This window comes from Pseudomonas sp. C27(2019) (assembly GCF_008807395.1).
Classification (GTDB): Bacteria; Pseudomonadota; Gammaproteobacteria; order Pseudomonadales; family Pseudomonadaceae; genus Denitrificimonas.
This window is the reverse complement of record NZ_CP043320.1, coordinates 1,409,101-1,431,661: the sequence shown is the minus strand read 5'-3', so window position 1 is coordinate 1,431,661 and position 22,561 is coordinate 1,409,101. Positions and strand designations below refer to the sequence as shown.

Genomic DNA, 22,561 nt, shown 5'->3' with positions numbered 1-22,561 from the left:
TTAATGTCAATTGAAACAACGCCAACGGCAGCTCTTGAAGCTGCCGTTGGCGTTTCTAGAATTGCCTTAGGGGTTGAATATAAAGGCTCTAATTACCACGGCTTTCAATTGCAGGTCGCTGGTACGCCAAGTGTTCAAGGCTGCTTAGAGGAAGCATTACAGCAAATAAACGCCGGCAGGCCAGTGCGCTTAAGTTGCGCTGGGCGTACTGATGCGATGGTGCATGCGTGTGGTCAGGTGATTCACTTTGATACGGATATTGAGCGGCCAATGCGCGCCTGGGTGATGGGAGCAAACCGTTACCTGCCTAAAGACATCAGTGTGGTTTGGGCGCAGTCCATGCCGCTGGATTTCCATTCACGCTTTAGTGCTGTGGCACGGCGTTACCGTTACGTTATTTATAGTGATGAAATACGTCCTGCACATCTAGCCGAAGAGGTGACTTGGACTCACCAAGTACTGGATATTGAAAAAATGCGTGCCGCTGCTCGATGCTTTGTCGGTACCCATAATTTTAATGCTGTACGTGCCAGTGGCTGTCAAGCGCACTCCCCAGTACGCACCATTCATCACTTGCAGCTGTTTGAGTTTGGCAAACTGATCATTATTGACGTGCGTGCCAATGCTTTTTTACATCATATGGTGCGGAACTTAGCCGGCATTTTAATGATGATCGGTGCTGGTGAGCGCCCCGTTGAGTGGGCGCAGGCGGTGCTTGAAAGCTGCGATCGTAAGGCAGGGGGTGTAACAGCACCTCCGCACGGTTTATATATGGTACAGGTTGAATACCCAGAGCAATTTAAACTGCCAGAGCGATACCTTGGCCCACATTTTTTATCGGGATTACCTGATAGCTTTGCTGATAAATAAAGAGAATCTAGGTGCGAGTACGAACTAAAATTTGCGGTATTACCCGTGTTGAAGATGCCGTAGTTGCAGCACAAGCTGGAGCCGATGCAATCGGTTTGGTGTTTTATGCAAAAAGCCCACGAGCTGTGAGTGTGGCGCAAGCACAAAAAATTGTTGCGGCGTTACCGCCTTTTGTGACGGTTGTTGGCTTGTTTGTTAATGCCGCACGCAGTGAAGTCAATGCTGTACTGGATAGTGTGCCGCTGGATGTTTTGCAGTTTCATGGCGATGAAACGCCAGCCGAATGCGAAGCGTTTTCTAGGCCATATTTCAGGGCGCTGCGTATGCAGCCTGGTCTTGATATTGCTGCGCTGAGCGCTCAATACAGCGGCGCGCAAGGTGTTTTGTTGGATGCATGGGTGCCGGGTGTGCATGGCGGTACTGGCGAGCGCTTTGATTGGGCGCGTATACCTGAAAACTTAGCCAAACCGCTAATCCTCGCGGGTGGATTAAATGCGGATAATGTCGGGCAAGCTGTACGCCAGGTCCAACCATGGGCGGTAGATGTCAGTGGCGGGGTAGAAGTCAGCCCTGGAATTAAAGACGCAGAAAAGATTCGTAAATTCTTATATGCTGTGCACATGAATAATACACAGCTATGTGACGGTTCTCTTTGAGAAGCCGTCAGTTACCTGATTATTAACCCTATTTAAAAGGCACAGTGCAGCGTCACTGGCTGAAGGCGGAGTAGATAACTGATGAACAACTGGTTAGTCGATAAACTAATTCCCTCAATTATGCGCTCTGAGACTAAAAAAAGTTCAGTGCCAGAAGGCTTGTGGCACAAGTGCACATCCTGTGATGCGGTTCTATACAAACCCGAGCTCGAAAAAACCTTTGATGTATGTCCTAAATGCAATCATCACATGCGCATTAACGCGCGCACACGTTTAGATATTTTTTTAGATAAAGAAGGGCGTGAAGAAATTGCAGCGGATCTAGAGCCGACTGACCGAATCAGGTTTCGTGATACTAAAAGATACAGAGATCGTATTACTGCTGCGCAAAAACAAACAGGCGAAAAAGATGCGTTGATTGCTATGAGCGGTACGCTAGAAGGTATGCCGGTTGTTGCTGCAGCTTTTGAGTTTGCTTTTATGGGCGGCTCAATGGGCGCTATTGTAGGTGAGCGCTTTGTACAGGCTGCTAATGTTGCGCTTGAGCAACGTTGTCCATTGATTTGTTTTTCAGCCTCAGGCGGCGCACGCATGCAAGAAGCGTTGATTTCTTTGATGCAAATGGCAAAAACCTCAGCGGTTATCGCGCGCTTGCGTGAAGAAAGCATTCCCTTTATCTCTGTGTTAACTGACCCTGTGTATGGTGGTGTCTCGGCCAGCCTAGCGATGCTAGGTGATGTCATAGTTGCTGAGCCTAATGCACTGATAGGCTTTGCTGGTCCCCGGGTCATTGAGCAAACAGTACGTGAGAAATTGCCAGAAGGTTTCCAGCGCAGTGAGTTTTTATTAGAGCATGGCGCTATTGACATGATTGTTCCGCGTGCAGAGTTACGCCCACGGGTTGCAAGCGTGTTGCGTCAGCTGATGGATATGCCGACTATACCAGTGGTAGCAGTTGATGCCGTTGTTGAGAGCGAGGCTGCCAAGGTTAGCGTGGCTAGCGATTCAGAAGCTCGAGCATAAACCATGCAAGCGCGTGATCTTCAGCAGTGGCTAAGCTATTTGGAGCAGTTGCACCCCAATGAAATTGATATGGGGCTGCTACGCGTACATGCTGTTGCGCAACGCCTAGGGTTACCGCGCATTGCAAACAAAATTATTACGGTGACGGGGACTAATGGCAAAGGCTCAACCTGTGCTTTTTTAGCCAGCCTCCTTGCGCAGCACGGCCTTAAAGTTGGTGTTTATAGCTCGCCGCATTTATTGAAGTACAATGAGCGGGTACGTATTGATGGTCAAAATGTCACTGACCAGCAGTTATGCGATGCCTTTACAGCAGTTGAGCAAGCGCGCTCCGATACCAGCTTAACCTATTTTGAAATGGGCACTTTGGCTGCGTTTTGGCTGTTTGCACAAGCATCTTTAGATGTTGCAATCCTTGAGGTTGGGCTTGGCGGACGGCTTGATGCGGTCAATATAGTCGATCCTGATATTGCTGTGGTGACTAATATTGGCTTAGACCACAGCGACTGGCTGGGCAGTACACGCGATTCAGTTGCTTATGAAAAGTCAGGTATTTTCCGCGCAGGCCGACCAGCAATATGTGGCGATTTATTTCCACCTGAGCAATTGCTGAACCAATCTGCGCTTTTGAATGCGCCGCTGTTACTGCGAGGTCGTGATTTTGATCTCGCTATTAGCCCTGACAGTTGGCACTGGCGCTGTGTTGATGCGCAAGGCCATCTTACGCAGTTGCAAGACATTCCCCTTTTACGCTTACCCATTGAAAATGCCGCACTAGCATTGCAGGTTTATGCATTGCTGGGGCTACCTTGGCAAGCAGAGGCATTAGTGCGCGGGTTATCTAATGCGCGTATGACAGGACGACTGCAGGAACTTCAGTTGGGTTATCAAGGTCGAATACTGCATATGATGCTTGATGTTGCACACAATCCGCATGCGGCTAGTTATCTTGCCGAACGGCTCAAGTCGCAACCGATACAGGGCCGGCGTCTAGCCGTTTTAGGCGTGCTGGATGATAAAGATTTAGTGGGTGTGCTGGACTGCATGCAAGAACAAATTACTGACTGGGCGGTTGCGGCATTACCCACAGTGCGTTCCTGTAAGGTCGAGTATTTGCAACATACTTTAGAGTCTAGGCAGGCTACCGTAACTAGCTATGCAAGTATTGCTCAGGCGATCGAGGCACAATGCGCGCAGGCAGCTGAGGATGATCAGATCATCGTTTTTGGTTCTTTTTATACGGTTGCTGAAGCATTAAAATGGCTTGAGCGTGATGCATAACAATTGCTGTGTATGTGGGATGTATTGTTAAAAAACACCGCTGTGTATAACTGTATTTTGTATATACGCTGAATAGTGTAAAACTCTTGAACGAACGAGGTGGGTATGGCTGCAGCGGAAAGTAAGCTCAAGCAACGCATTGTTGGTGCAATAGTACTGGTTGCCTTAGCAGTAATTTTTTTGCCAATGCTATTTAAGCAAGAGGACACAGCTCGTGAAGTTGTTGTGCAAGTACCGCCGATGCCTGAAGCACCTGCGGTACCGCAGGTACCGGTTGCAGAGGTGGCGGTGCCTGAACCAGAGGCCGACGACACATGGGATGAACCGCTTATTCCAGAAACGCCTGCTGCACCCCAGAGCCTGCCAGATGCACCAGTGCCAGCTGAAAAGCCGGTTGCTGAGGTTCAGCCTGCTCCAGTTCAACCGGACGTCAAAGCAGAGCCCCAGCCCGAGCTACAACAACCTACGCCGCAGGCGGTAGAGCCCGGTATTGATAAAAACAATTTACCAGTGTCCTGGTCGGTACAACTTGCCAGTTTAACCAATAAAGATAATGCGCAAGCGCTGCGCGATAGTTACCGTGATAAGCAATACAATGCGTATGTGCGCAGTGCCGATGGTACGCACCGAGTTCTGATCGGTCCGCTGATTAAGCAGGAAGAGGCGCAGGCTATGTGTAAACGATTGAAAAGCCGTGAAGGCCAAGATTGTTTTGTCGTACGCTACGAACCCTAGCCATATAATCATTATCTAAAACAGTAACAAGCGCTTATCAGTGCTCAACAGCTCTGTTAAAATGCTGACTTTATACAGCGGAATACTTATCAGTGTCTTTCAATTGGGCAGATGCCCTGATTCTTAGCATTATAGTGATTTCATCACTGATCAGCTTAAGCCGTGGCTTTGTTAAAGAAGCGCTATCTTTGGTGACTTGGATCGTTGCTGCGGTTATTGCTTGGATGTTTGGTGGCAGCTTAGCGCATCATTTTCAGCCTTATATCGATACGCACTCAATACGGGTTATTGCCGCCTGTGCAATATTGTTTTTAGTGACTTTACTGATCGGTGCTTTAGTTAACTTCCTAATAACGCAACTGGTTCGAGCGACCGGCTTAACAGGAACTGACCGTTTATTAGGTATGGTTTTTGGCGCTGCGCGTGGCTTGGTGCTGGTTATTATTTTAATTGGCTTGTTGAGTCTAGCGCCGGTTGAACACGATGCATGGTGGCAGCAGTCGACTTTAATCCCGCATTTTCTATTGATTGCAGATTGGTCAAAAAACCTTATTTTAGGGTTGTCGGGCGTGTGGATTTCAGCAGCTTAAAATATTCAGAATTGAAGAACACATTAGGCTATTTAGTAATTTATAATTGCCTTTAATCAAAATGACATAGCAGGGGTCGCGTTTCATGTGTGGCATTGTCGGTATTGTCGGAAAATCAAACATTAACCAAGCGCTATATGATGCGCTTACCGTACTTCAACACCGTGGCCAGGATGCCGCCGGAATGGTGACATCAAAGAATGGGCGTTTGTTTCTGCGCAAAGACAACGGTTTAGTGCGTGATGTGTTTCGTACTCGACATATGAAAGAGTTGATCGGTAATGTTGGGATTGGTCATATCCGTTATCCAACCGCTGGCAGCTCCAGCAGCGCTGAAGCACAACCCTTCTATGTCAACTCGCCATACGGTATTACCTTGGCGCATAACGGCAACTTAACCAATGTTGAGCAATTGGCTAAAGAAATTTATCAGTCGGATTTGCGCCATGTAAACACCAACTCGGACTCAGAAGTGCTGCTCAATGTGTTTGCCCATGAGTTAAGCGTGTGTGGCAAATTGCAGCCTGGCAAAGAAGATGTGTTTGCGGCAGTTAGTCGTGTGCATCAGCGTTGCCGCGGTGGTTACGCGGTCGTTTCGATGATAACAGGCTACGGTGTGCTAGGTTTCCGTGATCCCAACGGCATACGTCCGATTGTTTTTGGCCAGCGCCATACCGATGATGGTGTGGAATATATGATCGCCTCAGAAAGTGTTGCCTTGGACGTGCTGGGCTTTACTTTGATTCGTGATTTAGCGCCAGGTGAAGCAGTCTATATTACTGAAGATGGCCAGTTACATACTCGTCAATGTGCAGCCAATCCGGTGCTGAACCCTTGCATTTTTGAGCATGTCTATTTAGCCCGCCCTGACTCAATTATTGATGGCGTGTCGGTGTATAAAGCCCGCTTGCGCATGGGTGAAAAACTGGCGGATAAAATTCTGCGCGAGCGTCCTGATCATGATATCGATGTGGTCATCCCCATTCCAGATACCAGTCGCACGTCTGCCTTAGAGCTGGCGAATCGGTTGGGAGTGAAATATCGCGAAGGTTTTGTAAAGAATCGTTATATCGGCCGCACCTTCATTATGCCGGGCCAAGCAGAACGAAAAAAATCTGTACGGCAAAAACTTAATGCCATTGAGCTTGAGTTCCGCGGTAAAAATGTAATGTTGGTTGATGATTCAATCGTACGCGGCACCACCTGCAAGCAAATCATCCAAATGGCCCGCGAAGCAGGTGCGAAGAACGTGTACTTTTGTTCGGCAGCACCGGCAGTGCGTTACCAGAACGTGTACGGCATTGATATGCCAAGTGTGCATGAGCTGATTGCACATAATCGCAGCACTGAAGAAGTAGCCCAGCTGATTGGTGCAGACTGGCTGCTTTATCAAGACTTGGAAGATTTGGTTGAGTCGGTCCAAGGCGGCAAAATTCAGATCGATCAGTTTGACTGTGCTGTTTTCAACGGTGAGTATGTGACCGGTGATATCGACGCTGAGTATTTGCAGCGTATCGAAAACGAGCGCAATGATCTGAGTTTGATCGCAGAACAAGTCAGCCAAGCAACAATTGGTCTGCATAATAGCGAAGCAGATTAATTTTCAAAACGGTACTGCTTAAGCTCAGTGCCGCAGCATTTGCAAACAGGCATGGACAGCCATAGCCTGTTATCTCTTAGATAGATATAAGGTATAAGTGATGACGACGGATTGGCAGGCAGGTCGACTCAATAGTGAGTTAACTGATGCGGGTTTCGACACCTTAGCGGTGCGTGCTGGGCAGCAACGCAGCTTTGAAGCTGAGCACAGTGAGGCGATATTCACCACTTCTAGTTATGTATTTCGCAGTGCTGCTGATGCTGCCGCAAGTTTTGCCGGTGAGCGCGAGAGTAACGTCTATTCACGCTATACCAATCCAACTGTACGCACCTTTGAAGAGCGCCTTGCCGCGCTAGAAGGCGCTGAAAAGTGCGTGGCGACCGCATCAGGCATGTCTGCAGTTTTGGCGACTGTTATGAGCTTGTGCAGCATGGGCGACCACATCTTAGTGTCGCGCAGTATCTTCGGTGCCACAGTCAGCTTGTTTGATAAATACTGCGCACGTTTTGGCATTGAAATTAGCTATGTACAAATTGACGACTTGGCTGCATGGCAGGGCGCTTGTACTGAAAAAACCAAGTTGCTGTTTATTGAGTCACCGTCTAATCCATTAGCTGAGTTGGCGGATATCCGTGCATTAAGTGAAATTGCTCATGCAGCCAATGCTTTATTAATGGTCGATAACTGTTTTTGCACACCAGTCTTGCAAAAGCCGTTGGCGCTGGGCGCTGATATCGTGATTCATTCAGCGACCAAATATATTGATGGTCAAGGCCGCTGCCTCGGTGGTGCGGTATTGGGCAGTGCTGAATTGATGAAAGAAGTGGTTGGTTTTTTGCGTACTACTGGGCCAACTATGAGTCCGTTCAATGCGTGGGTGTTTTTAAAAGGTCTGGAAACCTTACGCTTGCGTATGAATGCTCACTGCCAAAGTGCCCAGCAATTGGCGCAGTGGCTTGAGCAGCAGCCTAAAGTTAAAAAAGTCTACTACTCAGGCTTAGCCAGTCATCCACAGCATGAATTAGCCAAACAACAGCAAAGCGGTTTTGGTGCGGTTGTCAGTTTTGAAGTCGAGGGTGGTAAAGAAGCAGCATGGCGCTGCATTGATGCAACGCGGATGATCTCTATCACTGCAAATTTGGGCGATACCAAAACCACCATCACCCACCCAGGTACAACCACCCATGGACGCCTACCCGCCGAGGAGCGCGTAAAAGCGGGCATCCATGACGGTCTGATTCGCATTGCTGTGGGGCTGGAGGAGTTCGCTGATATTCAGGCGGATGTGCAGCGCGGTTTGAACGCAGTCTAATTAGGTTTGAGTTTGTTAATTAGGATTGCACTGTTAAAAGTGGGTTTTAAGTGCTTGTAGCTTAAATGCTGACAGGGGTTTTAAGTCTTTTGAATATGCTGCAAGCCGCGCTTATACAGATTCCAAGCCAGTAAACCTGCAGCAACGTTGCCAAGCAGCACGCCTATATAGAGGCCACTCATTTCTGCAATACTTGCACCGACCCAGAGCGCGGGTAGATAGCAAAAAAATAAGCGTAATGTGGAAATCCATACTGCTCGCATCGGCATGCCCAGCGCATTGCACACTGAGACCATCAGCATGCACACGCCCAGCGCAGCATAGCTGAATGGCACCCATAGCATGTAACTTAACAAATACACCTCAGAGTCTTGGTCAGGCGCAAGGGCAGGGGCAATCAGTCCGCGACTGGCCATCCAGAGCAAAGCAATGGTCAATTGCAGACCAATCACAAAGCGCACAGCAACCAGCACCATGCTGTGTGCACGATCCAGCTGTTTTGAGCCATACAAACGGCCTATCATCGGTGGCAAGGCCATGGTTAAGGCCAGAACAATGACGATAGAAAACAACTCTAAGCGACTGCCCAGTGTCCAGGCCGCAATCGCCGAGCCACCAAAGCCAGCAACTATGCGCGTGGCCAGTAATGAGGCAGTGCCTGGCATCAGCTGGCTGAGCATGGCTGGAGCACTGGTTTTGGCAATCTCACGCAATGCAGCAGCAATGGGTAGTTTGCTAGGATCAAAAGCCAGCCAATGACGCTTTAATATCCGTGAATACATGATCGCAGCGCCTGCCAGGCAGGCCACAATGGTGGCATAGGCCGCACCGGGTAAGCCCAAGCCAAAGGTGAAAATAAATAATGGATCGAGCAACATATTCAGGACGCTGGTGAATACCATCATTAAGCCGGGTAAGCGGGTATCACCGTTAGCGCGTGAAATGCTGTTGGCAAAATATAAAAAAGCGCCCAGCCATGCACTGCTTAGCCAAGGAAGCCAATAGCTTTCAGTATAGGGTAACAACTCTGCGCCGGCGCCGAGGGCGTTGAGTAACGGCATACGCAAAAGCCAAATTAGAGTACATAAAATAAATGAAACGCAGCAGCCGGTGATCACCACAAGTCCGCCCATGTACTTGGCATGATCCAAGTTGCCCGCGCCAATCGCACGAGAAATCAACGCGGTTGCGGCAATACCAATACCGATTTGTACACCTATCAATAGCTGTTGCAGAGGCAACGAAAACCCGAGCGCTGCGAGCGGCTGCATACCGAGCATACTGATAAAAATACTATCAACCAGCTGAAAGCTCATCAGCGCCACAGCACCAAAGAGCATGGGCCAGGTCATACTAAATAAAGCGCGAGGCAATGATTGGTCAGCTAGATATTTTTTTTGCATAGTGCGGTTAAGAGCTTAGCGAGGACGATTGGGCGGCTATGGTAGCACTCCTATGGTCTTTGTGTGATGCTGATGCAGCATGCCCAAGTTGGTGGGTTGGTTTTTTCTATGATTTGTATGAGCAAGAAGATCGCTTGTGTTCGTTTGGGATTTTAGCTGAATTGCAATGACGGTCGTTTGCTGTTCTAGATGCTTCGGTGTTTTAGGGCACCGGCAAGCTATGCCACGCAATGACCAGCGCACCTTAAGTAAAAAAACTTTCAGGAACAGTTGGCGCATGTTGCAGCGTGCAAGTGTTGTTCTTCCCTTAACACGCCATCCTGGCGTGATGCGGGCGCTACGCCATCCATGGCTGCGCTCGCCACAACACCCGCACACTGCAGTTGATCATTGATGTTGTTTTCAAGTCTGTAGCATGGCTCGTTTAAAGCAGGAGCATTGATTAGCGCTAGGGTTTGTTTATCTTATGAAAACTCAAGCCAGCAAAGCCCAGAGCAAAACCAAGCCTTAGCGCTCAGAACCAGAATCAAAACCAGAGCTAGAATCAAAAGACAGCCTGCCAAACTTAACGTGTAATACAAAGCTTCCAGAAACAGACGAGCCCTATATCAATCGAGCTATCAACACCGCTGATCAACGAGTGCTTCGGGGTTGGTGTGACAAGCGAAGCCAAGGATGGCGCAGCGCCGGAGTTGAACCCAGGATGGGTTCGTCGACGGAAAAACACCTACCCCGAAGTACGCTATGCCACGCAAGAGCTATTAAAAACCCACAAACAGCCCCAAAAGAATCGTTAATGGCCATTACGCCTCAAATAAAAAAACTATTAGGAACAGTTTGCGCATGTTGCAGCGTGCAAGTGTTGTTCTTCCCTTAACACGCCTTCCTGGCGTGATGCGGGCGCTACGCCATCCCTGGCTTCGCTTGCCACAACACCCGCACACTGCAGTTGATCATTGATGTTGTTTTCAAGTCTGTAGCATGTCTCTTTTTAAGGCAAAAGCATTGATTATTGGTGTGGTTTGCTAATCTTCTAAAAAACTCACATTCAAACTCAATGTATTCAGAATCAGACGAGCCTTATATCAATCGCGCTAACTACACCGCTGATCAACGAGTGCTTCGGGGTTGGTGTGACAAGCGAGCCAAGGATGGCGTAGCGCCGGAGTTGAACCCAGGATGGGTTCGTCGACGGAAAAACACCTACCCCGAAGTACGCTATGCCACGTACAAGCTGTTAAAGGCTGACGGACAAGCACCAGCTTCAGACTACAGAATGCAGGTCAAAAACCGACGAAAAAAATACCCATCCCGAAGCACGCTATGCCACGTACAAGCTGTTAAAGGCTGACAGATAAGCACCAGCTTCAGACTACGGAATGCAGGTCAAAAACCGACGAAAAAACACCAACCCCGAAGCACGCTATGCCACGTACAGGCTGTTAAAAACTGGCAGACAAATATAAACCGCGAAGTACGGCTAACCACGCAAGCTGCACATTAAATAAAGCAGCTTACAGGCTTACAGCGTAACTGTAGAATCAGGCACATCAATGTTTATAATTAACGCGGCTTAGCAGGTTTGCGTTTGCCGCCTTTAGCCGCAGGTTTTTTACCTCTTTCCGCGCGCAACTTGGCTTCAGCGGCTGCTTTAGCCTGCTCGCGTTTATGCCATTGAGGCTTGTCATCTGTCGCACCTGTCGTGCGTGGCGGCAAGCCCGTGTGTTGGGTTAGTAGTGGGCGTGCTGCTTTTTCGCCTTTAGCTGGTGTGGAATTTTTGCGGCGTGCACTGCGATAACCGTCAGCGTGTGGCTGCTGCGCAGGGATTAAATGCTGCTTGCCATCGCCAATCAAGTCAGAGCGACCCATACGCATTAGCGCTTCACGGATTTGCGGCCATGACTTTGGATCGTGGTAGCGCAAGAACGCTTTATGTAATCGGCGCTGCTCTTCGCTTTTCACAATCTCAGTGGCTGGGCTTTTATAGGTGACTTTACGCAGTGGGTTTTTACCTGAATGGTACATAGCCGTCGCCGTGGCCATTGGCGATGGGTAAAATGCCTGCACCTGATCAGCGCGGAAGTTGTTTTTCTTCAGCCACAGAGCCAGATTCAGCATATCCGTGTCAGTAGTTCCGGGGTGCGCAGCAATAAAGTAGGGAATAAGATACTGTTCTTTACCAGCTTCCTTGGTGAAGCGCTCAAACATTTTACGAAAGCGATCGTAATTGCCAATGCCCGGCTTCATCATGTGCTCAAGCGGGCCTTCTTCCGTGTGTTCTGGAGCAATTTTTAGGTAACCACCAACGTGATGGGTAACCAGTTCGCGTACATACTCAGGTGACTCTACTGCGAGGTCATAGCGCAGCCCTGAGGCAATCAATACTTTCTTAACGCCTGGAATATCTCGGGCTTTGCGGTACAACTCAATCAATGATGTGTGGTCGGTATTGAGGTTCTGGCAAATACCCGGGAATACGCAGGATGGTTTACGGCAGGCGGCTTCAATTTCAGGGCTGCTACAGGCCAAACGGTACATATTTGCTGTGGGGCCACCAAGGTCGGATACCACCCCAGTAAAGCCGGGAACCTTATCGCGCATGTCTTCAATTTCTTGCACAATTGAGTCGTGCGACCGGTTTTGAATAATCCGGCCTTCATGTTCAGTAATTGAGCAGAACGTACAGCCACCAAAGCAGCCGCGCATAATATTGATTGAAAAACGAATGGTTTCGTACGCAGGGATTTTTGCTTTGCCATATATAGGGTGTGGTACGCGCGCATAGGGCAGGCCAAACACATAATCCATTTCTTCAGTGGTCAATGGGATCGGTGGTGGGTTGAGCCAAACATCCTGATTGTCATGGCGTTGCACTAAGGCACGGGCGTTGCCAGGGTTGGTTTCTAAGTGCAGCACGCGGTTAGCGTGCGCATAGAGGACCGGATCGTTGCGGACCTTTTCAAAGGACGGGATACGGATCACGGTGCGCTCACGGGTTAAGCGTGGGTGATCGAGCAGCTGCACAATCTGCACGTCATCTTGGCCAGTCTGCGCAGCGCTTTGCTGCTCAACAGCACAGGCTTCAGTGTCTTGTGTATTGATATACGGATTGATAATTCGATCCACACGGCCTGGACGGTCAATGCGAGTTGAATCGAGCTCAAACCAATCGCTGGGCGTATTGCGACGAATAAAAGATGTGCCTCGAATATCATCGATATCAGCAATCGACTCGCCCCAGGATAAGCGCTGTGCCACTTCGACAATGGCACGCTCGGCGTTACCGTACAGTAGAATATCTGCCGTAGAGTCCATTAAAATTGAACGTCGAACGCTGTCTTGCCAATAATCATAATGGGCGATGCGACGCAAAGAGGCCTCGATGCCACCTAAGACAATAGGCGTGTTGCTGTACGCTTCTTTACAACGCTGAGTGTAGACCAAACTAGCGCGGTCGGGTCGCTTGCCGGCTAGAGCACCGGCAGTGTAGGCGTCATCTGAGCGCACTTTACGATCAGCAGTATAACGGTTAATCATTGAGTCCATATTGCCGGCGGCCACACCAAAAAACAGGTTTGGCTCACCCAGTTGCATAAAGTCATCTTTATTACGCCAGTCAGGCTGGCTAATAATGCCTACGCGAAACCCCTGTGCTTCTAATACACGGCCAATCACTGCCATACCAAATGATGGGTGATCAACGTAAGCATCACCAGTCACAATGATGACATCGCAAGAATCCCAACCCAGTTGATCCATTTCTGCACGTGACATTGGTAAAAAAGGTGCCGGGCCGAAACATTCAGCCCAATATTTAGGATAGTCGTATAAGGGTTTAGCAGCGTGCATAAGAAGTGACCTATATCAAGATCGGTGAAATATAGCATATATGTTACTGATAGAGGCGGGCATAGGCAGCCAAGTCAGCGCAAATAAGTATGTGTTAGAGTGCAGCAATTAATTGATCAGGTCGCTATAGTCGGCTGTTGTGCGGCACAGTAGAGAGCAGGGTGCTAGAAGTTGGTAAGTTACTGCCCAGCACTGTAATAGGCTCATGCAAGCGCACTTGCTCTGGCTTCTTAATCTACGATAGCGGTTAATTGGAACCTCAGCGCTGTTTTCCACTATGATGCTGTATGAGCTGTTGCGATCTGCTTGGTCTTTATGCAGTGGGCACTGTGCTGGATTATAGCCGTGTGTCCGGCTTATGAGAGTGTAGCTAGAAGCACTCAGTAGATTATGGCGCACAGTGTCAGCAGCAGCCTGTTTATTTTAATAAAATTTTACAGTTTTACATTAATTATATTTTTTAACATTATGAAAAATATGGAGAAATTTTAATGGATGGGCGGCAAAGTGCTCAAGCACGGAATAAGGCAATGCGCACAACCAGTGTCGTAGGCGCCATTGTTAATTTGGTTTTGACCATTGCCAAAGTTGTTTTTGGCGTTATTGGTCAGTCACATGCCTTGATCGCTGATGGTGTGCATTCTTTAGCCGACTTAAGTACCGACTTGATGGTGTGGTTCGCAGCCAAATACAGTAATCAGCCTGCTGATAAAGAGCATCCTTACGGGCATGCGCGGATTGAAACAGCATTCACTGTTGGTTTAGGAGTGGTGCTAATCCTTACCGCGATTGGTATCGTGGTTGACTCAGCGCAGCGCTTACTCAACCCAGAAACCCTGCTGCAGCCAACCTCAATAGTGCTATGGATTGCTGCTATCTCAATTTTGGCTAACGAAGGCTTGTATCACTACACCATGCGCGTTGCTCGCCAGTTCAATTCAGGTTTACTGAAGGCTAACGCGTGGCATCACCGCTCTGATGCGATTTCCTCGGTTGTCGTACTGCTGGGCGTGGCCGGTAGTCTGATGGGCTTGCCCTATCTAGATGCCTTTGCCGCTCTTGCTGTGGCTTTGATGATTGGTCATGTTGGCTGGACTCAGGCCTGGACATCCATACGTGAGTTGGTGGACACGGGCTTGGAACCGAAAACAGCTTCTGCCTTAAAGCGCATCATTAAAACGATTGAAGGTGTGCAGGGCGTACATATGTTGCGTAGCCGACGCATGGGTGGTGTGTATCTTATTGATGTGCATATTGTTGTGGATGAGCGCTTAAGTGTCTCTGAGGGGCACAAAATCTCAGAGTATGTACGCTTAAAGCTGATTGACTCGCATGAGTATATTAGCGATGCCTTAGTCCACATTGATGCTGAAGATGATTCAGTTGCGGCACTCTGTACTGATTCACCAATGCGTAGGGAAGTGCTGACAGATTTACGCAGGGTTTGGGCTGATCAGATTGAGGCTGAAGAATTGGAACAGGTAACCTTGCACTACCTAAACGGCAAAGTACACGTGGATTTAGTACGCAGCATGCAGACAGTTGATGCCAATGCTCAACAGCTCATTGAGCGTTTGCAGGAGCAGGCACAAGCTCTGGATTACATTGGTGAGGTAAAGGTTTTATACCGCTACCCATAGCGCACAGGTGCTGCGCTGCTTTAATGCACATAATGTTATGCGCTTATGGGTAGAATAGGCTGCTTTATACTCCGACATAAGAACTGATATGACAGCCATACACACCCTCTCTAAACCCACCCGCTTCGGCGGAGCAATGATTGTTGCTGGCACTGCAATTGGTGCTGGCATGTTGGCCAATCCGACTGCTACTTCGGGTGTTTGGTTTGTTGGCTCTGTCTTGTTGTTACTGTACGTGTGGTTTTGCATGTACGTCTCTGGTTTGATGTTATTGGAAGCTACATTGCACTTCCCGCAAGGGGCGAGCTTTCATACCGTGGTTAAGGGTTTGCTGGGACCACGCTGGAATATAATCACAGGGCTTGCTGTTACTTTTGTTCTGTACTCGCTCACTTATGCCTATATTTTTGTTGGCGGTGGCTTAACGCAAAATAGCCTATCAGCACTCAGTGGCTGGGTATTTGATCAACCGTTACAACCATCACGGCAGTTGGCCTCAGTTGTATTTTTGCTAGTGCTGGCCACCTCAGTCTGGGTTTCTACCAAGCTGGTAGATCGTTTTGCAACAGTGCTCATTGGTGGCATGCTGATCAGTTTCTTTTTATCAACGGGTTCACTTATACAGAGCGCCACAGCAAGTGTCTTATTGAATCTACCCGTGCAGGATCAACACAGCTATTGGCCTTACATTTGGGCGGCATTACCGGTGTGTTTGGCGTCGTTTGGTTACCATGGCAATGTGCCAAGTTTAGTCAGTTACTACAATAAACATGCACAACCGGTTGCGCGCAGCATTTTATGGGGTTCATTACTGGCCTTGGCTATGTACGTGTTATGGCAGCTGGCGGTGCAGGGTAACTTACCGCGCGCAGAGTTTGCGCCGGTGATTGCTGCTGATGGTGATGTGGCTGTGCTGCTGCAGGTGTTATCGACATATGTGAAAACTGACAACATTGGCAGAATTTTAAGTGCTTTTGCTTATATGGCCATTGCCAGTTCGTTTTTAGGGGTGACACTTGGCTTGTTTGATTACATTCGTGATCTGTGCCATTTCAGCGATACAGCCGGTGGGCGCTTCAAAGCGGCACTGCTGACTTTTTTACCGCCACTATTTGCATGCTTAGCCTTTCCTACAGGCTTTGTGAAAGTAATGGGCTACGTCGGGCTTATGGCGGCTATTTGGGCTGCGTTAGTGCCTGCATTACTGGTTCGTGCCAGCCGTAAGCGTTTTACGTCAACAAGCTATCAAGTGTTTGGCGGCACATTTATGATTGGTTTTGTTTTGCTATTTGCCGTAGCAGCTTTCTTTGCGCAGGTATTATTGTTGCTACAAGCGCTGCCTGTGTTTAAGGGCTAAATAGCGACACACCTGATAAGTGACCTGGCTTTAGTTGTGCTAGCTGTGGCTGCTTGCAAATGAAAGTTTGCCATACTCAGGGTCTTCGGCTATATTAGCGCGCCTCGCTTAACTGATTCATCAGCTAGCGAATTGCGGTGAAGTGTCCGAGTGGCTGAAGGAGCTCGCCTGGAAAGCGTGTATAGGAGAAATCTTATCGAGGGTTCGAATCCCTCCTTCACCGCCATACAGCCTACTAAACCCTTGATTTTTAATAGATTTCAGGGGTTTTTTTATGTCTGTTGTTTCTATTAGGGCATTCAGTAGGCCAAGCGCACACTGAAAGCGTGTAGGTTGTCTAGTTATGGGCGACAAATCAATCATATACGTGCCCAGCGTCGACCCTAAAGTGTCGACCTAGCGGGGCAGCACCGCCTGATGGAATGTCACGTTAAGCTGTCTCAATTTGATCTGCAAACACACTTAAATAAGGCCATGGTATGCGTGCAAGATGGGATATCTTTTGCCGAGTCATCGATAACTTTGGTGATATTGGTGTGACCTGGCGCTTGGCTCAGCAATTAAGCCAAGAGCATCCGTTTGACGTGCGCCTGTGGGTGGATGATTTATCAGCGTTTCATGCGATTTGCTCAGCTGTGGTGAGCACTGCTGAACAGCAAGTGGTTGATGGCGTAGACGTCTGTTTATGGCCAGACGAAAGCTCAATAACACAATACGACTGTGCTGATGTGGTGATCGAAGCCTTTGCTTGTCAATTGCCTGAAAGCTATATCGCCCTGATGCGCAGCAAGCAGCAGGTACTCTGGCTTAACCTTGAATACCTTACTGCAGAGCCGTGGGCTGCTGAGTGTCATGCCTTGCCATCATTACAGAGCGGTGGTTTGCAGAAGTATTTCTTTTTCCCGGGTTTTACTGGGCAAACCGGTGGCTTGTTACGTGAGGCCGACTTGCTGAGCAGGCGAGATGCTTTTTTAAACTCAAATACATTACGTGCCGATTACTTGGCTTCTTTGGCAGTACAAGCGCAACAGGGCGAGCGCTTAATCAGCCTGTTTGCGTATGCCAACCCAGCGCTGCCTAGCTGGCTTGATGCTTTAAGTCAGGACAGCCGCAGCAACCGCTTACTGGTCTTGCAGGGTCCGCTGCAGAGCAGTGTGGCCAGCTGGTTTGCAATAAAAGAACTCAAGATCGGAGAAATATACCAACGCGGCAGCTTAACTGTGCAAGCCTTGCCCTATATTGAGCAAAAAAACTTTGATCAGTTGCTGTGGTGTTGTGATCTCAATTGTGTGCGTGGTGAAGACTCATTTGTGCGTGCGCAGTGGGCTGCTAAAACGCTGCTTTGGCATATTTATCCGCAGCAAGAGAGTGCGCATCTGGATAAGCTTGAAGCGTTCTTATCGATCTACAACAATGACTTAGGAGAACAAGCTAAGCATGCTCTAAATAGTTTGCACCGCGCTTGGAACCAGCAAGACGATATGCATGCGCCATGGCAGCAGTTTGTCGCGCAGGAACACGCACTGCAAAAGCATGCCAAACATTGGTCAGCACAGCAAAAAAAACAGCCTGATCTTGCAACAAAGCTGGCGTGTTTCTATCAAGATTGGCTATGATGCGTACCTATTTTTTTATCCTCATTGTTTATGGATTTTCAGTATGAAAACTGCACAAGAATTTCGCGCCGGCCAAGTTGCTAATATTGATGGTTCACCTTGGGTGATTCAGAAAACCGAGTTCAATAAATCAGGCCGCAATGCTGCGGTGGTAAAAATGAAGCTGAAAAACCTATTAAACGGTACTGCTGCTGAAAGTGTTTACCGTGCAGACGACAAATTTGAAGCGATTATTCTTGATCGTAAAGATGTTACCTATTCGTATTTTGCTGACCCGTTGTACGTGTTTATGGATTCTGAATACAATCAGTACGAAGTCGAAAAATCTGATCTCGAAGCGGTTTTACCCTATATCGAAGACGGTATGAGCGATGAGTGTGCTGCGGTGTTTTACGATGATAAAGTCATCTCAATTGAGCTGCCAAACACCATCGTTCGTGAAATTATTTACACTGAACCTGCTGTACGTGGCGACACCTCGGGTAAGGTGATGAAAACCGCGCGTTTGAGCACAGGCCATGAATTGCAGGTATCCTCGTTTTGCGAAATTGGCGATTCAATCGAAATTGATACCCGCACTGGCGAATACAAGTCACGCATTAAAGCTTAATGAGTTAATTCAGCCTTGCGTGTAAAAGCCCAGCGATGCTGGGCTTTTTGCTTTTAGCAGGACGCCGTGTGGGTGTTAATCATGTTAAGAGGCTACCAGCATTATGATAGTTCTTTGGGTGAGTATGGGCTTGCTTGTACTGCTGGCGATCTATCACTTGCAGCGTTACCGACAAGCACGAGAGGAATATGCTGTGTTAGTTGAGCAGGCTGAAAAACGTATCCTGACACAAGAGAAGGATAAGTACGGCGTTATCAGTGTGGTTGAGAGCAATGGCTTTCGTTATTTACAGTTTGGTAATGATATAGAGCAAAGTTGTGTGCTTTATGAGAATCCATTATGGCTCAAGTATGACTATACGCGGGCCATGCTACTAGGCAGCTTATGCCATGCGCATCCAGAGACGGCGCTGTTCTTAGGCTTAGGTGCGGGCAGTTTGACTGAAGTCTGTTTGGCTGTCTTACCGCTTGAGGACGTTGAAGTGCTTGAGTTGCGCGAGGCGCTGCCACGTCTTGCTGTGGATTATTTTGGCATGAGTGATGATCCGCGCTTGACCATTCGTATTGGCGATGCCCTAGAGTTGATTGAGAGTGCAGAAACGGCTGATTTGATTTTTCTTGATATGTATACCGATAGCGGCCCTTCAGTGGGGCACTTGGCTTGGAATTTCTTGCAAGCCTGTCAAGACAAACTCAATCTTGGTGGCTGGCTGATAATCAATCAGTGGGCCACGCTGGATGGACGGCCGCTAGGCGCGGCATTGTTGCGTGGGATATTTTATCGGCACTATTGGGAAATACCGGTCAAGGAAGGCAATGTGATCTTATTGGTGCCCTCAAGTTTTGAGCAGTCACCACCCATACCGTTGCTACGTCAACAGGCCGCGCGCGTGGCTGAGCATCTGGGTTATGACATCAGTTATTTAATTGAGATGATTCGCCCTGCCAGCGAGTAAGCGTCTGCATTGGATTTAAATTTATACAGACGCTATGCGGGTTTAAGCTAAGTGAGCTTTATCCAATTCGATCGCTGCATCAAGGGCTTCGAGTAAGCTTTTGCGTACTTTAAGCTTGGTATTGCGGTGCGCTTTCATATTGATTTTTTTCATCAATGTCGCTACGCCGAGCGCGCTCTGCATAAGCTCTTCGGCTGGCACCACGCGATCTAAGAAGCCAGCATCAATAGCAGCGACGGGACTAAATAGCTCACCATTGATCACTGAGCGCTGGAACGCAGCTTTACTGAGGCGGTCTTTTGCCAGCTCAATACCCGCATGGTGCATGGTCATGCCGATCAGCACTTCGTTTAGACCGATGTTAAATGCACCGTCAACACCAATTCGATAATCTGCCGATAATAATAAAAACGCACCCTTAGCAATCGCATGGCCTGGGCAGGCGACAATGATCGGGTAGGGGTGTGCTAACATACGTCGCGCTAATGTTGATCCTGAAGCGACTAAGTTGATCGCGCTTTCAGGGCTTGCAGTCATCACTTTTAAATCATAGCCGCCAGATAAAATTCCCGGTTGGCCCGTGATAATAACAATTGCGCGATCCTGCTCGGCCTGATCTAGGCAGCTGTTAAAGGCTGTAATCATATCGGGTGAAATGGCATTAACTTTACCGTTGTTTAAGGTTAAGGTAGCAATACCTTGGTTGCAGCTGTAGTGAATCAGTTCGCTCATGGCATAGAATCCATTTTGTTGTTTGTGAGTCGCACAGTACCCAGCTCTGTATAAGAGGTAAAGCATAAAGACTGACTGTAAAGTCGAGATTTCTCTAACACATTCAGCACCCTGAACAGATGGGCGTTGTTACAACTGCAGTGAAATTTAAATCAAAGGTAAGATTAACGTGACACAAATGCTTATAGAGGCTGATGCCGAACTGGATGCCCGCGGTCTTTTTTGTCCTGAACCGGTCATGATGCTGCACACTAAAGTGCGCGAGCTGGCAGCCGGTGAGGTGCTAAAAGTCAGCGCAACTGATCCATCGACCCAGCGTGATATACCTAAGTTTTGCACTTTTTTAGAGCATCAACTGCTTGATAGCAGTGAAGAAGATGGTACCTACACGTATTTTATTCGCAAAAAGTTATAATTGATGCAGAACGACCTTAATACTTTATAAAAGCAGCTTAAGCGGGGATATATGGAGCAGTTTCGCAATATTGGCATTATTGGACGCATGGGCAGCATTCGTGTTTTGGATACGATTCGCCGACTTAAGCGCTATCTGATTGGGCGACATTTGCATGTCATCTTGGAAGATAGAATTGCCGAAATGCTACCAGGCCATAACTTGCAAACCAGTTCACGCAAATTGCTAGGTGAGGTCTGTGATTTAGTTATTGTTGTCGGCGGTGATGGCTCAATGCTTGGCGCTGCACGTGCTTTAGCTCAGCATAAAGTTCCTGTGCTGGGGATCAACCGCGGCAGCTTAGGTTTTTTAACAGATATTTTGCCTGAGCATCTAGAGTCGCAAATTTCTGAAGTCTTAGCAGGAAATTACACCACTGAGCAGCGCTTTTTATTAGAAGCTGAGGTGCGTCGTGATGGTGTAACGATCGGCGAAGGTGATGCGCTTAACGATGTGGTTTTTCATCCGGGTAAATCAACACGAATGATTGAGTTCGAGTTGTTTATTGATGGCCAGTTTGTCTACAGTCTAAAGGCCGACGGTCTCATTATTGCGACACCAACAGGCTCAACAGCCTATGCGTTATCGGCCGGTGGTCCAATCATGCACCCGCGTTTGGATGCTATTGTGATTGTACCGATGCACCCACACACCTTATCCAGTCGCCCAATCGTGGTCGATGCTGACAGTGAGTTAAAAGTTGTTGTAGCTGAAGATATGAGTATCTACCCGCTGGTTTCATGCGACGGACAAAACCATGTCACCTGTGCTCCAGGTGATACCTTGCATGTTCAACGTAAGCCACAAAAGCTGCACTTGATTCACCCGCTGGATCATAATTTTTATGCTGTTTGCCGTGACAAACTCGGCTGGGGCAGCCGCTTGGGCCAGGATAATAAGTAATGTGGATTGATCCTGCGCGCAATTATGACCTGATCGGCGATGTGCATGGCTGTGCGCAGAGTCTTGAGCGTTTATTGGCGCTTTTAGGTTATAAAAAGCACGCTGGAGTGTGGCAGCATAGCGATCGCCAAGCGCTGTTTTTAGGTGACTTAATTGATCGAGGCCCACAGATACGCGAAACCTTGCATATCGTCCATGCAATGGTTGAAGCGGGGCATGCAATTAGCATCATGGGTAATCATGAGTATTATGCGCTGGCTTGGAATACTACTCTTGAACATGGTGGGGAAGAAGCATATGTACGTGAACACAGCGCGCATCATGCTCGCTTGCAACGTGAAACTTTGGAGCAGTTTGCAGAGCATCCGTATGACTGGCAGGATTTTAATCAGTGGTTCTTAACCTTGCCTTTGTTTATTGATGCTGATCGCTTTCGCGCTGTGCATGCCTGCTGGGATGATCGCTTAATACATACGCTGCGTAACCGCTTTGCCGATGGTCGAATTGATACTGAATTTATTCGCCAGTCAGCAACCAGTGGTAGTTTTGCCGATCAAGCCTTTAATCGGTTATTGCGCGGGGTTAACCTACCATTGCCATATGGCATGTCGCTTATAGGTCAAGACGGCTATCGACGCTCGTCATTTCGCACCAAGTTTTGGCATGATGAGCAACCTGCATTGACCTATGGCGATGCGGTATTTCAGCCCGATGCATTACCAGAACATATCGCTCAAAAACCCTTGCCCGCGCAGTATTTACGCCAGATCAATGCATATGATGCAGAGCAACCTTTATTGTTTGTTGGTCATTATTGGCGTCAAGGTCAGCCTAGTCTGATTCGTCCCAACTTAGCTTGTTTAGATTATAGTGCTGTCAATGGTGGCAAATTGGTTGCCTATCGTTTAGGGCAGGAACAACAGTTGCTGCCGCAAAATTTTGTGTGGGTTGACGCCCATGAGCAAGGACATTGAT

Annotated in this window: 19 protein-coding genes and 1 tRNA gene; 17 read left to right on the top strand and 3 right to left on the bottom strand. The window is 48.2% G+C overall.

Annotation, left to right across the window (positions count from 1 at the left end):
* Positions 1-3 precede the first annotated feature (3 nt).
* From truA to FXF61_RS06505, 8 genes are all read left to right on the top strand, one after another.
* On the top strand, positions 4-870 hold the full coding sequence (gene truA, locus FXF61_RS06540; protein ID WP_151184512.1) for a tRNA pseudouridine(38-40) synthase TruA: 867 nt from the start codon (positions 4-6) through the stop codon (positions 868-870).
* 11 nt (positions 871-881) lie between these two features.
* Positions 882-1,526 carry a phosphoribosylanthranilate isomerase gene (locus tag FXF61_RS06535; protein ID WP_151184511.1) on the top strand — a complete coding sequence of 215 codons (645 nt, stop codon included), beginning with the start codon at positions 882-884 and terminating at the stop codon, positions 1,524-1,526.
* A gap of 81 nt (positions 1,527-1,607) precedes the next feature.
* The gene (accD, locus tag FXF61_RS06530) at positions 1,608-2,549 is read left to right on the top strand and encodes an acetyl-CoA carboxylase, carboxyltransferase subunit beta (RefSeq protein WP_151184510.1); all 942 of its coding nucleotides are present in this window, start codon (positions 1,608-1,610) and stop codon (positions 2,547-2,549) included.
* 3 nt (positions 2,550-2,552) lie between these two features.
* On the top strand, positions 2,553-3,830 hold the full coding sequence (gene folC / locus FXF61_RS06525) for a bifunctional tetrahydrofolate synthase/dihydrofolate synthase (RefSeq protein WP_151184509.1): 1,278 nt from the start codon (positions 2,553-2,555) through the stop codon (positions 3,828-3,830).
* Between the two features lie 105 nt (positions 3,831-3,935).
* Entirely contained in the window at positions 3,936-4,565 is a 630-nt protein-coding gene (locus FXF61_RS06520) for an SPOR domain-containing protein (protein ID WP_151184508.1), read from the top strand.
* Positions 4,566-4,657: 92 nt separating this feature from the next.
* Complete coding sequence (locus FXF61_RS06515) at positions 4,658-5,155, top strand: CvpA family protein (RefSeq protein ID WP_151184507.1); 498 nt, start codon at positions 4,658-4,660, stop codon at positions 5,153-5,155.
* Positions 5,156-5,240: 85 nt separating this feature from the next.
* Positions 5,241-6,755 (top strand): amidophosphoribosyltransferase, encoded by a 1,515-nt coding sequence (gene purF, locus FXF61_RS06510; RefSeq protein ID WP_151184506.1) that lies wholly within the window; start codon positions 5,241-5,243, stop codon positions 6,753-6,755.
* Positions 6,756-6,855: 100 nt separating this feature from the next.
* Positions 6,856-8,067 (top strand): O-succinylhomoserine sulfhydrylase, encoded by a 1,212-nt coding sequence (locus FXF61_RS06505; RefSeq protein WP_151184505.1) that lies wholly within the window; start codon positions 6,856-6,858, stop codon positions 8,065-8,067.
* An 80-nt stretch (positions 8,068-8,147) separates the two neighbouring features.
* Here FXF61_RS06505 and FXF61_RS06500 read toward each other — a convergent pair whose 3' ends face one another.
* Together FXF61_RS06500 and FXF61_RS06495 are read right to left on the bottom strand one after the other, a co-directional pair.
* Positions 8,148-9,407, bottom strand: coding sequence for an MATE family efflux transporter (locus tag FXF61_RS06500; protein WP_218571843.1), 1,260 nt, complete (start codon positions 9,405-9,407; stop codon positions 8,148-8,150).
* 1,626 nt (positions 9,408-11,033) lie between these two features.
* Complete coding sequence (locus tag FXF61_RS06495; protein WP_151184503.1) at positions 11,034-13,319, bottom strand: YgiQ family radical SAM protein; 2,286 nt, start codon at positions 13,317-13,319, stop codon at positions 11,034-11,036.
* Between the two features lie 530 nt (positions 13,320-13,849).
* Between FXF61_RS06495 and FXF61_RS06490 the strand changes: the two genes are divergently transcribed.
* The 6 genes from FXF61_RS06490 to FXF61_RS06465 all read left to right on the top strand — a co-directional run bounded on the left by FXF61_RS06490 (position 13,850) and on the right by FXF61_RS06465 (position 19,497).
* The gene (locus FXF61_RS06490) at positions 13,850-14,959 is read left to right on the top strand and encodes a cation diffusion facilitator family transporter (protein ID WP_218571842.1); all 1,110 of its coding nucleotides are present in this window, start codon (positions 13,850-13,852) and stop codon (positions 14,957-14,959) included.
* An 88-nt stretch (positions 14,960-15,047) separates the two neighbouring features.
* The gene (locus tag FXF61_RS06485; protein WP_151184501.1) at positions 15,048-16,316 is read left to right on the top strand and encodes an aromatic amino acid transporter; all 1,269 of its coding nucleotides are present in this window, start codon (positions 15,048-15,050) and stop codon (positions 16,314-16,316) included.
* Positions 16,317-16,452: 136 nt separating this feature from the next.
* Positions 16,453-16,542 (top strand) — tRNA-Ser (locus tag FXF61_RS06480).
* A 253-nt stretch (positions 16,543-16,795) separates the two neighbouring features.
* Positions 16,796-17,932 (top strand): elongation factor P maturation arginine rhamnosyltransferase EarP, encoded by a 1,137-nt coding sequence (earP, locus tag FXF61_RS06475; protein ID WP_151184500.1) that lies wholly within the window; start codon positions 16,796-16,798, stop codon positions 17,930-17,932.
* Between the two features lie 43 nt (positions 17,933-17,975).
* Entirely contained in the window at positions 17,976-18,542 is a 567-nt protein-coding gene (efp, locus tag FXF61_RS06470; protein ID WP_151184499.1) for an elongation factor P, read from the top strand.
* Positions 18,543-18,645: 103 nt separating this feature from the next.
* Positions 18,646-19,497 carry a spermidine synthase gene (locus FXF61_RS06465; protein WP_256663519.1) on the top strand — a complete coding sequence of 284 codons (852 nt, stop codon included), beginning with the start codon at positions 18,646-18,648 and terminating at the stop codon, positions 19,495-19,497.
* Positions 19,498-19,539: 42 nt separating this feature from the next.
* Here FXF61_RS06465 and FXF61_RS06460 read toward each other — a convergent pair whose 3' ends face one another.
* Entirely contained in the window at positions 19,540-20,229 is a 690-nt protein-coding gene (locus FXF61_RS06460) for a crotonase/enoyl-CoA hydratase family protein (RefSeq protein ID WP_151184498.1), read from the bottom strand.
* A 178-nt stretch (positions 20,230-20,407) separates the two neighbouring features.
* On the opposite strand from FXF61_RS06460, the gene tusA reads away from it, so the two are divergent.
* From tusA to FXF61_RS06445, 3 genes are read left to right on the top strand one after another with little or no spacing between them, the layout of a single operon-like run.
* Positions 20,408-20,644 carry a sulfurtransferase TusA gene (gene tusA / locus FXF61_RS06455; RefSeq protein ID WP_151186024.1) on the top strand — a complete coding sequence of 79 codons (237 nt, stop codon included), beginning with the start codon at positions 20,408-20,410 and terminating at the stop codon, positions 20,642-20,644.
* A gap of 51 nt (positions 20,645-20,695) precedes the next feature.
* Positions 20,696-21,586, top strand: coding sequence for an NAD(+) kinase (locus FXF61_RS06450; protein ID WP_151184497.1), 891 nt, complete (start codon positions 20,696-20,698; stop codon positions 21,584-21,586).
* Entirely contained in the window at positions 21,586-22,560 is a 975-nt protein-coding gene (locus tag FXF61_RS06445; protein ID WP_151184496.1) for a metallophosphoesterase, read from the top strand. The genes FXF61_RS06450 and FXF61_RS06445 overlap by 1 nt, the downstream gene beginning before the upstream one ends.
* The last annotated feature ends 1 nt before the right edge of the window (position 22,561 follow it).

What these genes read in the sequence shown, in the direction of transcription:
- FXF61_RS06450 (WP_151184497.1), top strand. Translation starts at nt 20,696, where the DNA reads ATGGAGCAGTTTCGCAATATTGGCATTATTGGACGCATGGGCAGCATT.
- FXF61_RS06495 (WP_151184503.1), bottom strand. Translation starts at nt 13,319, where the DNA reads ATGCACGCTGCTAAACCCTTATACGACTATCCTAAATATTGGGCTGAA.
- FXF61_RS06500 (WP_218571843.1), bottom strand. Translation starts at nt 9,407, where the DNA reads ATGCTCTTTGGTGCTGTGGCGCTGATGAGCTTTCAGCTGGTTGATAGT.
- FXF61_RS06485 (WP_151184501.1), top strand. Translation starts at nt 15,048, where the DNA reads ATGACAGCCATACACACCCTCTCTAAACCCACCCGCTTCGGCGGAGCA.
- FXF61_RS06520 (WP_151184508.1), top strand. Translation starts at nt 3,936, where the DNA reads ATGGCTGCAGCGGAAAGTAAGCTCAAGCAACGCATTGTTGGTGCAATA.
- truA (WP_151184512.1), top strand. Translation starts at nt 4, where the DNA reads ATGTCAATTGAAACAACGCCAACGGCAGCTCTTGAAGCTGCCGTTGGC.
- tusA (WP_151186024.1), top strand. Translation starts at nt 20,408, where the DNA reads ATGCTTATAGAGGCTGATGCCGAACTGGATGCCCGCGGTCTTTTTTGT.
- FXF61_RS06505 (WP_151184505.1), top strand. Translation starts at nt 6,856, where the DNA reads ATGACGACGGATTGGCAGGCAGGTCGACTCAATAGTGAGTTAACTGAT.
- folC (WP_151184509.1), top strand. Translation starts at nt 2,553, where the DNA reads ATGCAAGCGCGTGATCTTCAGCAGTGGCTAAGCTATTTGGAGCAGTTG.
- accD (WP_151184510.1), top strand. Translation starts at nt 1,608, where the DNA reads ATGAACAACTGGTTAGTCGATAAACTAATTCCCTCAATTATGCGCTCT.
- FXF61_RS06445 (WP_151184496.1), top strand. Translation starts at nt 21,586, where the DNA reads ATGTGGATTGATCCTGCGCGCAATTATGACCTGATCGGCGATGTGCAT.
- earP (WP_151184500.1), top strand. Translation starts at nt 16,796, where the DNA reads ATGCGTGCAAGATGGGATATCTTTTGCCGAGTCATCGATAACTTTGGT.
- FXF61_RS06465 (WP_256663519.1), top strand. Translation starts at nt 18,646, where the DNA reads ATGATAGTTCTTTGGGTGAGTATGGGCTTGCTTGTACTGCTGGCGATC.
- FXF61_RS06460 (WP_151184498.1), bottom strand. Translation starts at nt 20,229, where the DNA reads ATGAGCGAACTGATTCACTACAGCTGCAACCAAGGTATTGCTACCTTA.
- purF (WP_151184506.1), top strand. Translation starts at nt 5,241, where the DNA reads ATGTGTGGCATTGTCGGTATTGTCGGAAAATCAAACATTAACCAAGCG.
- efp (WP_151184499.1), top strand. Translation starts at nt 17,976, where the DNA reads ATGAAAACTGCACAAGAATTTCGCGCCGGCCAAGTTGCTAATATTGAT.
- FXF61_RS06490 (WP_218571842.1), top strand. Translation starts at nt 13,850, where the DNA reads ATGCGCACAACCAGTGTCGTAGGCGCCATTGTTAATTTGGTTTTGACC.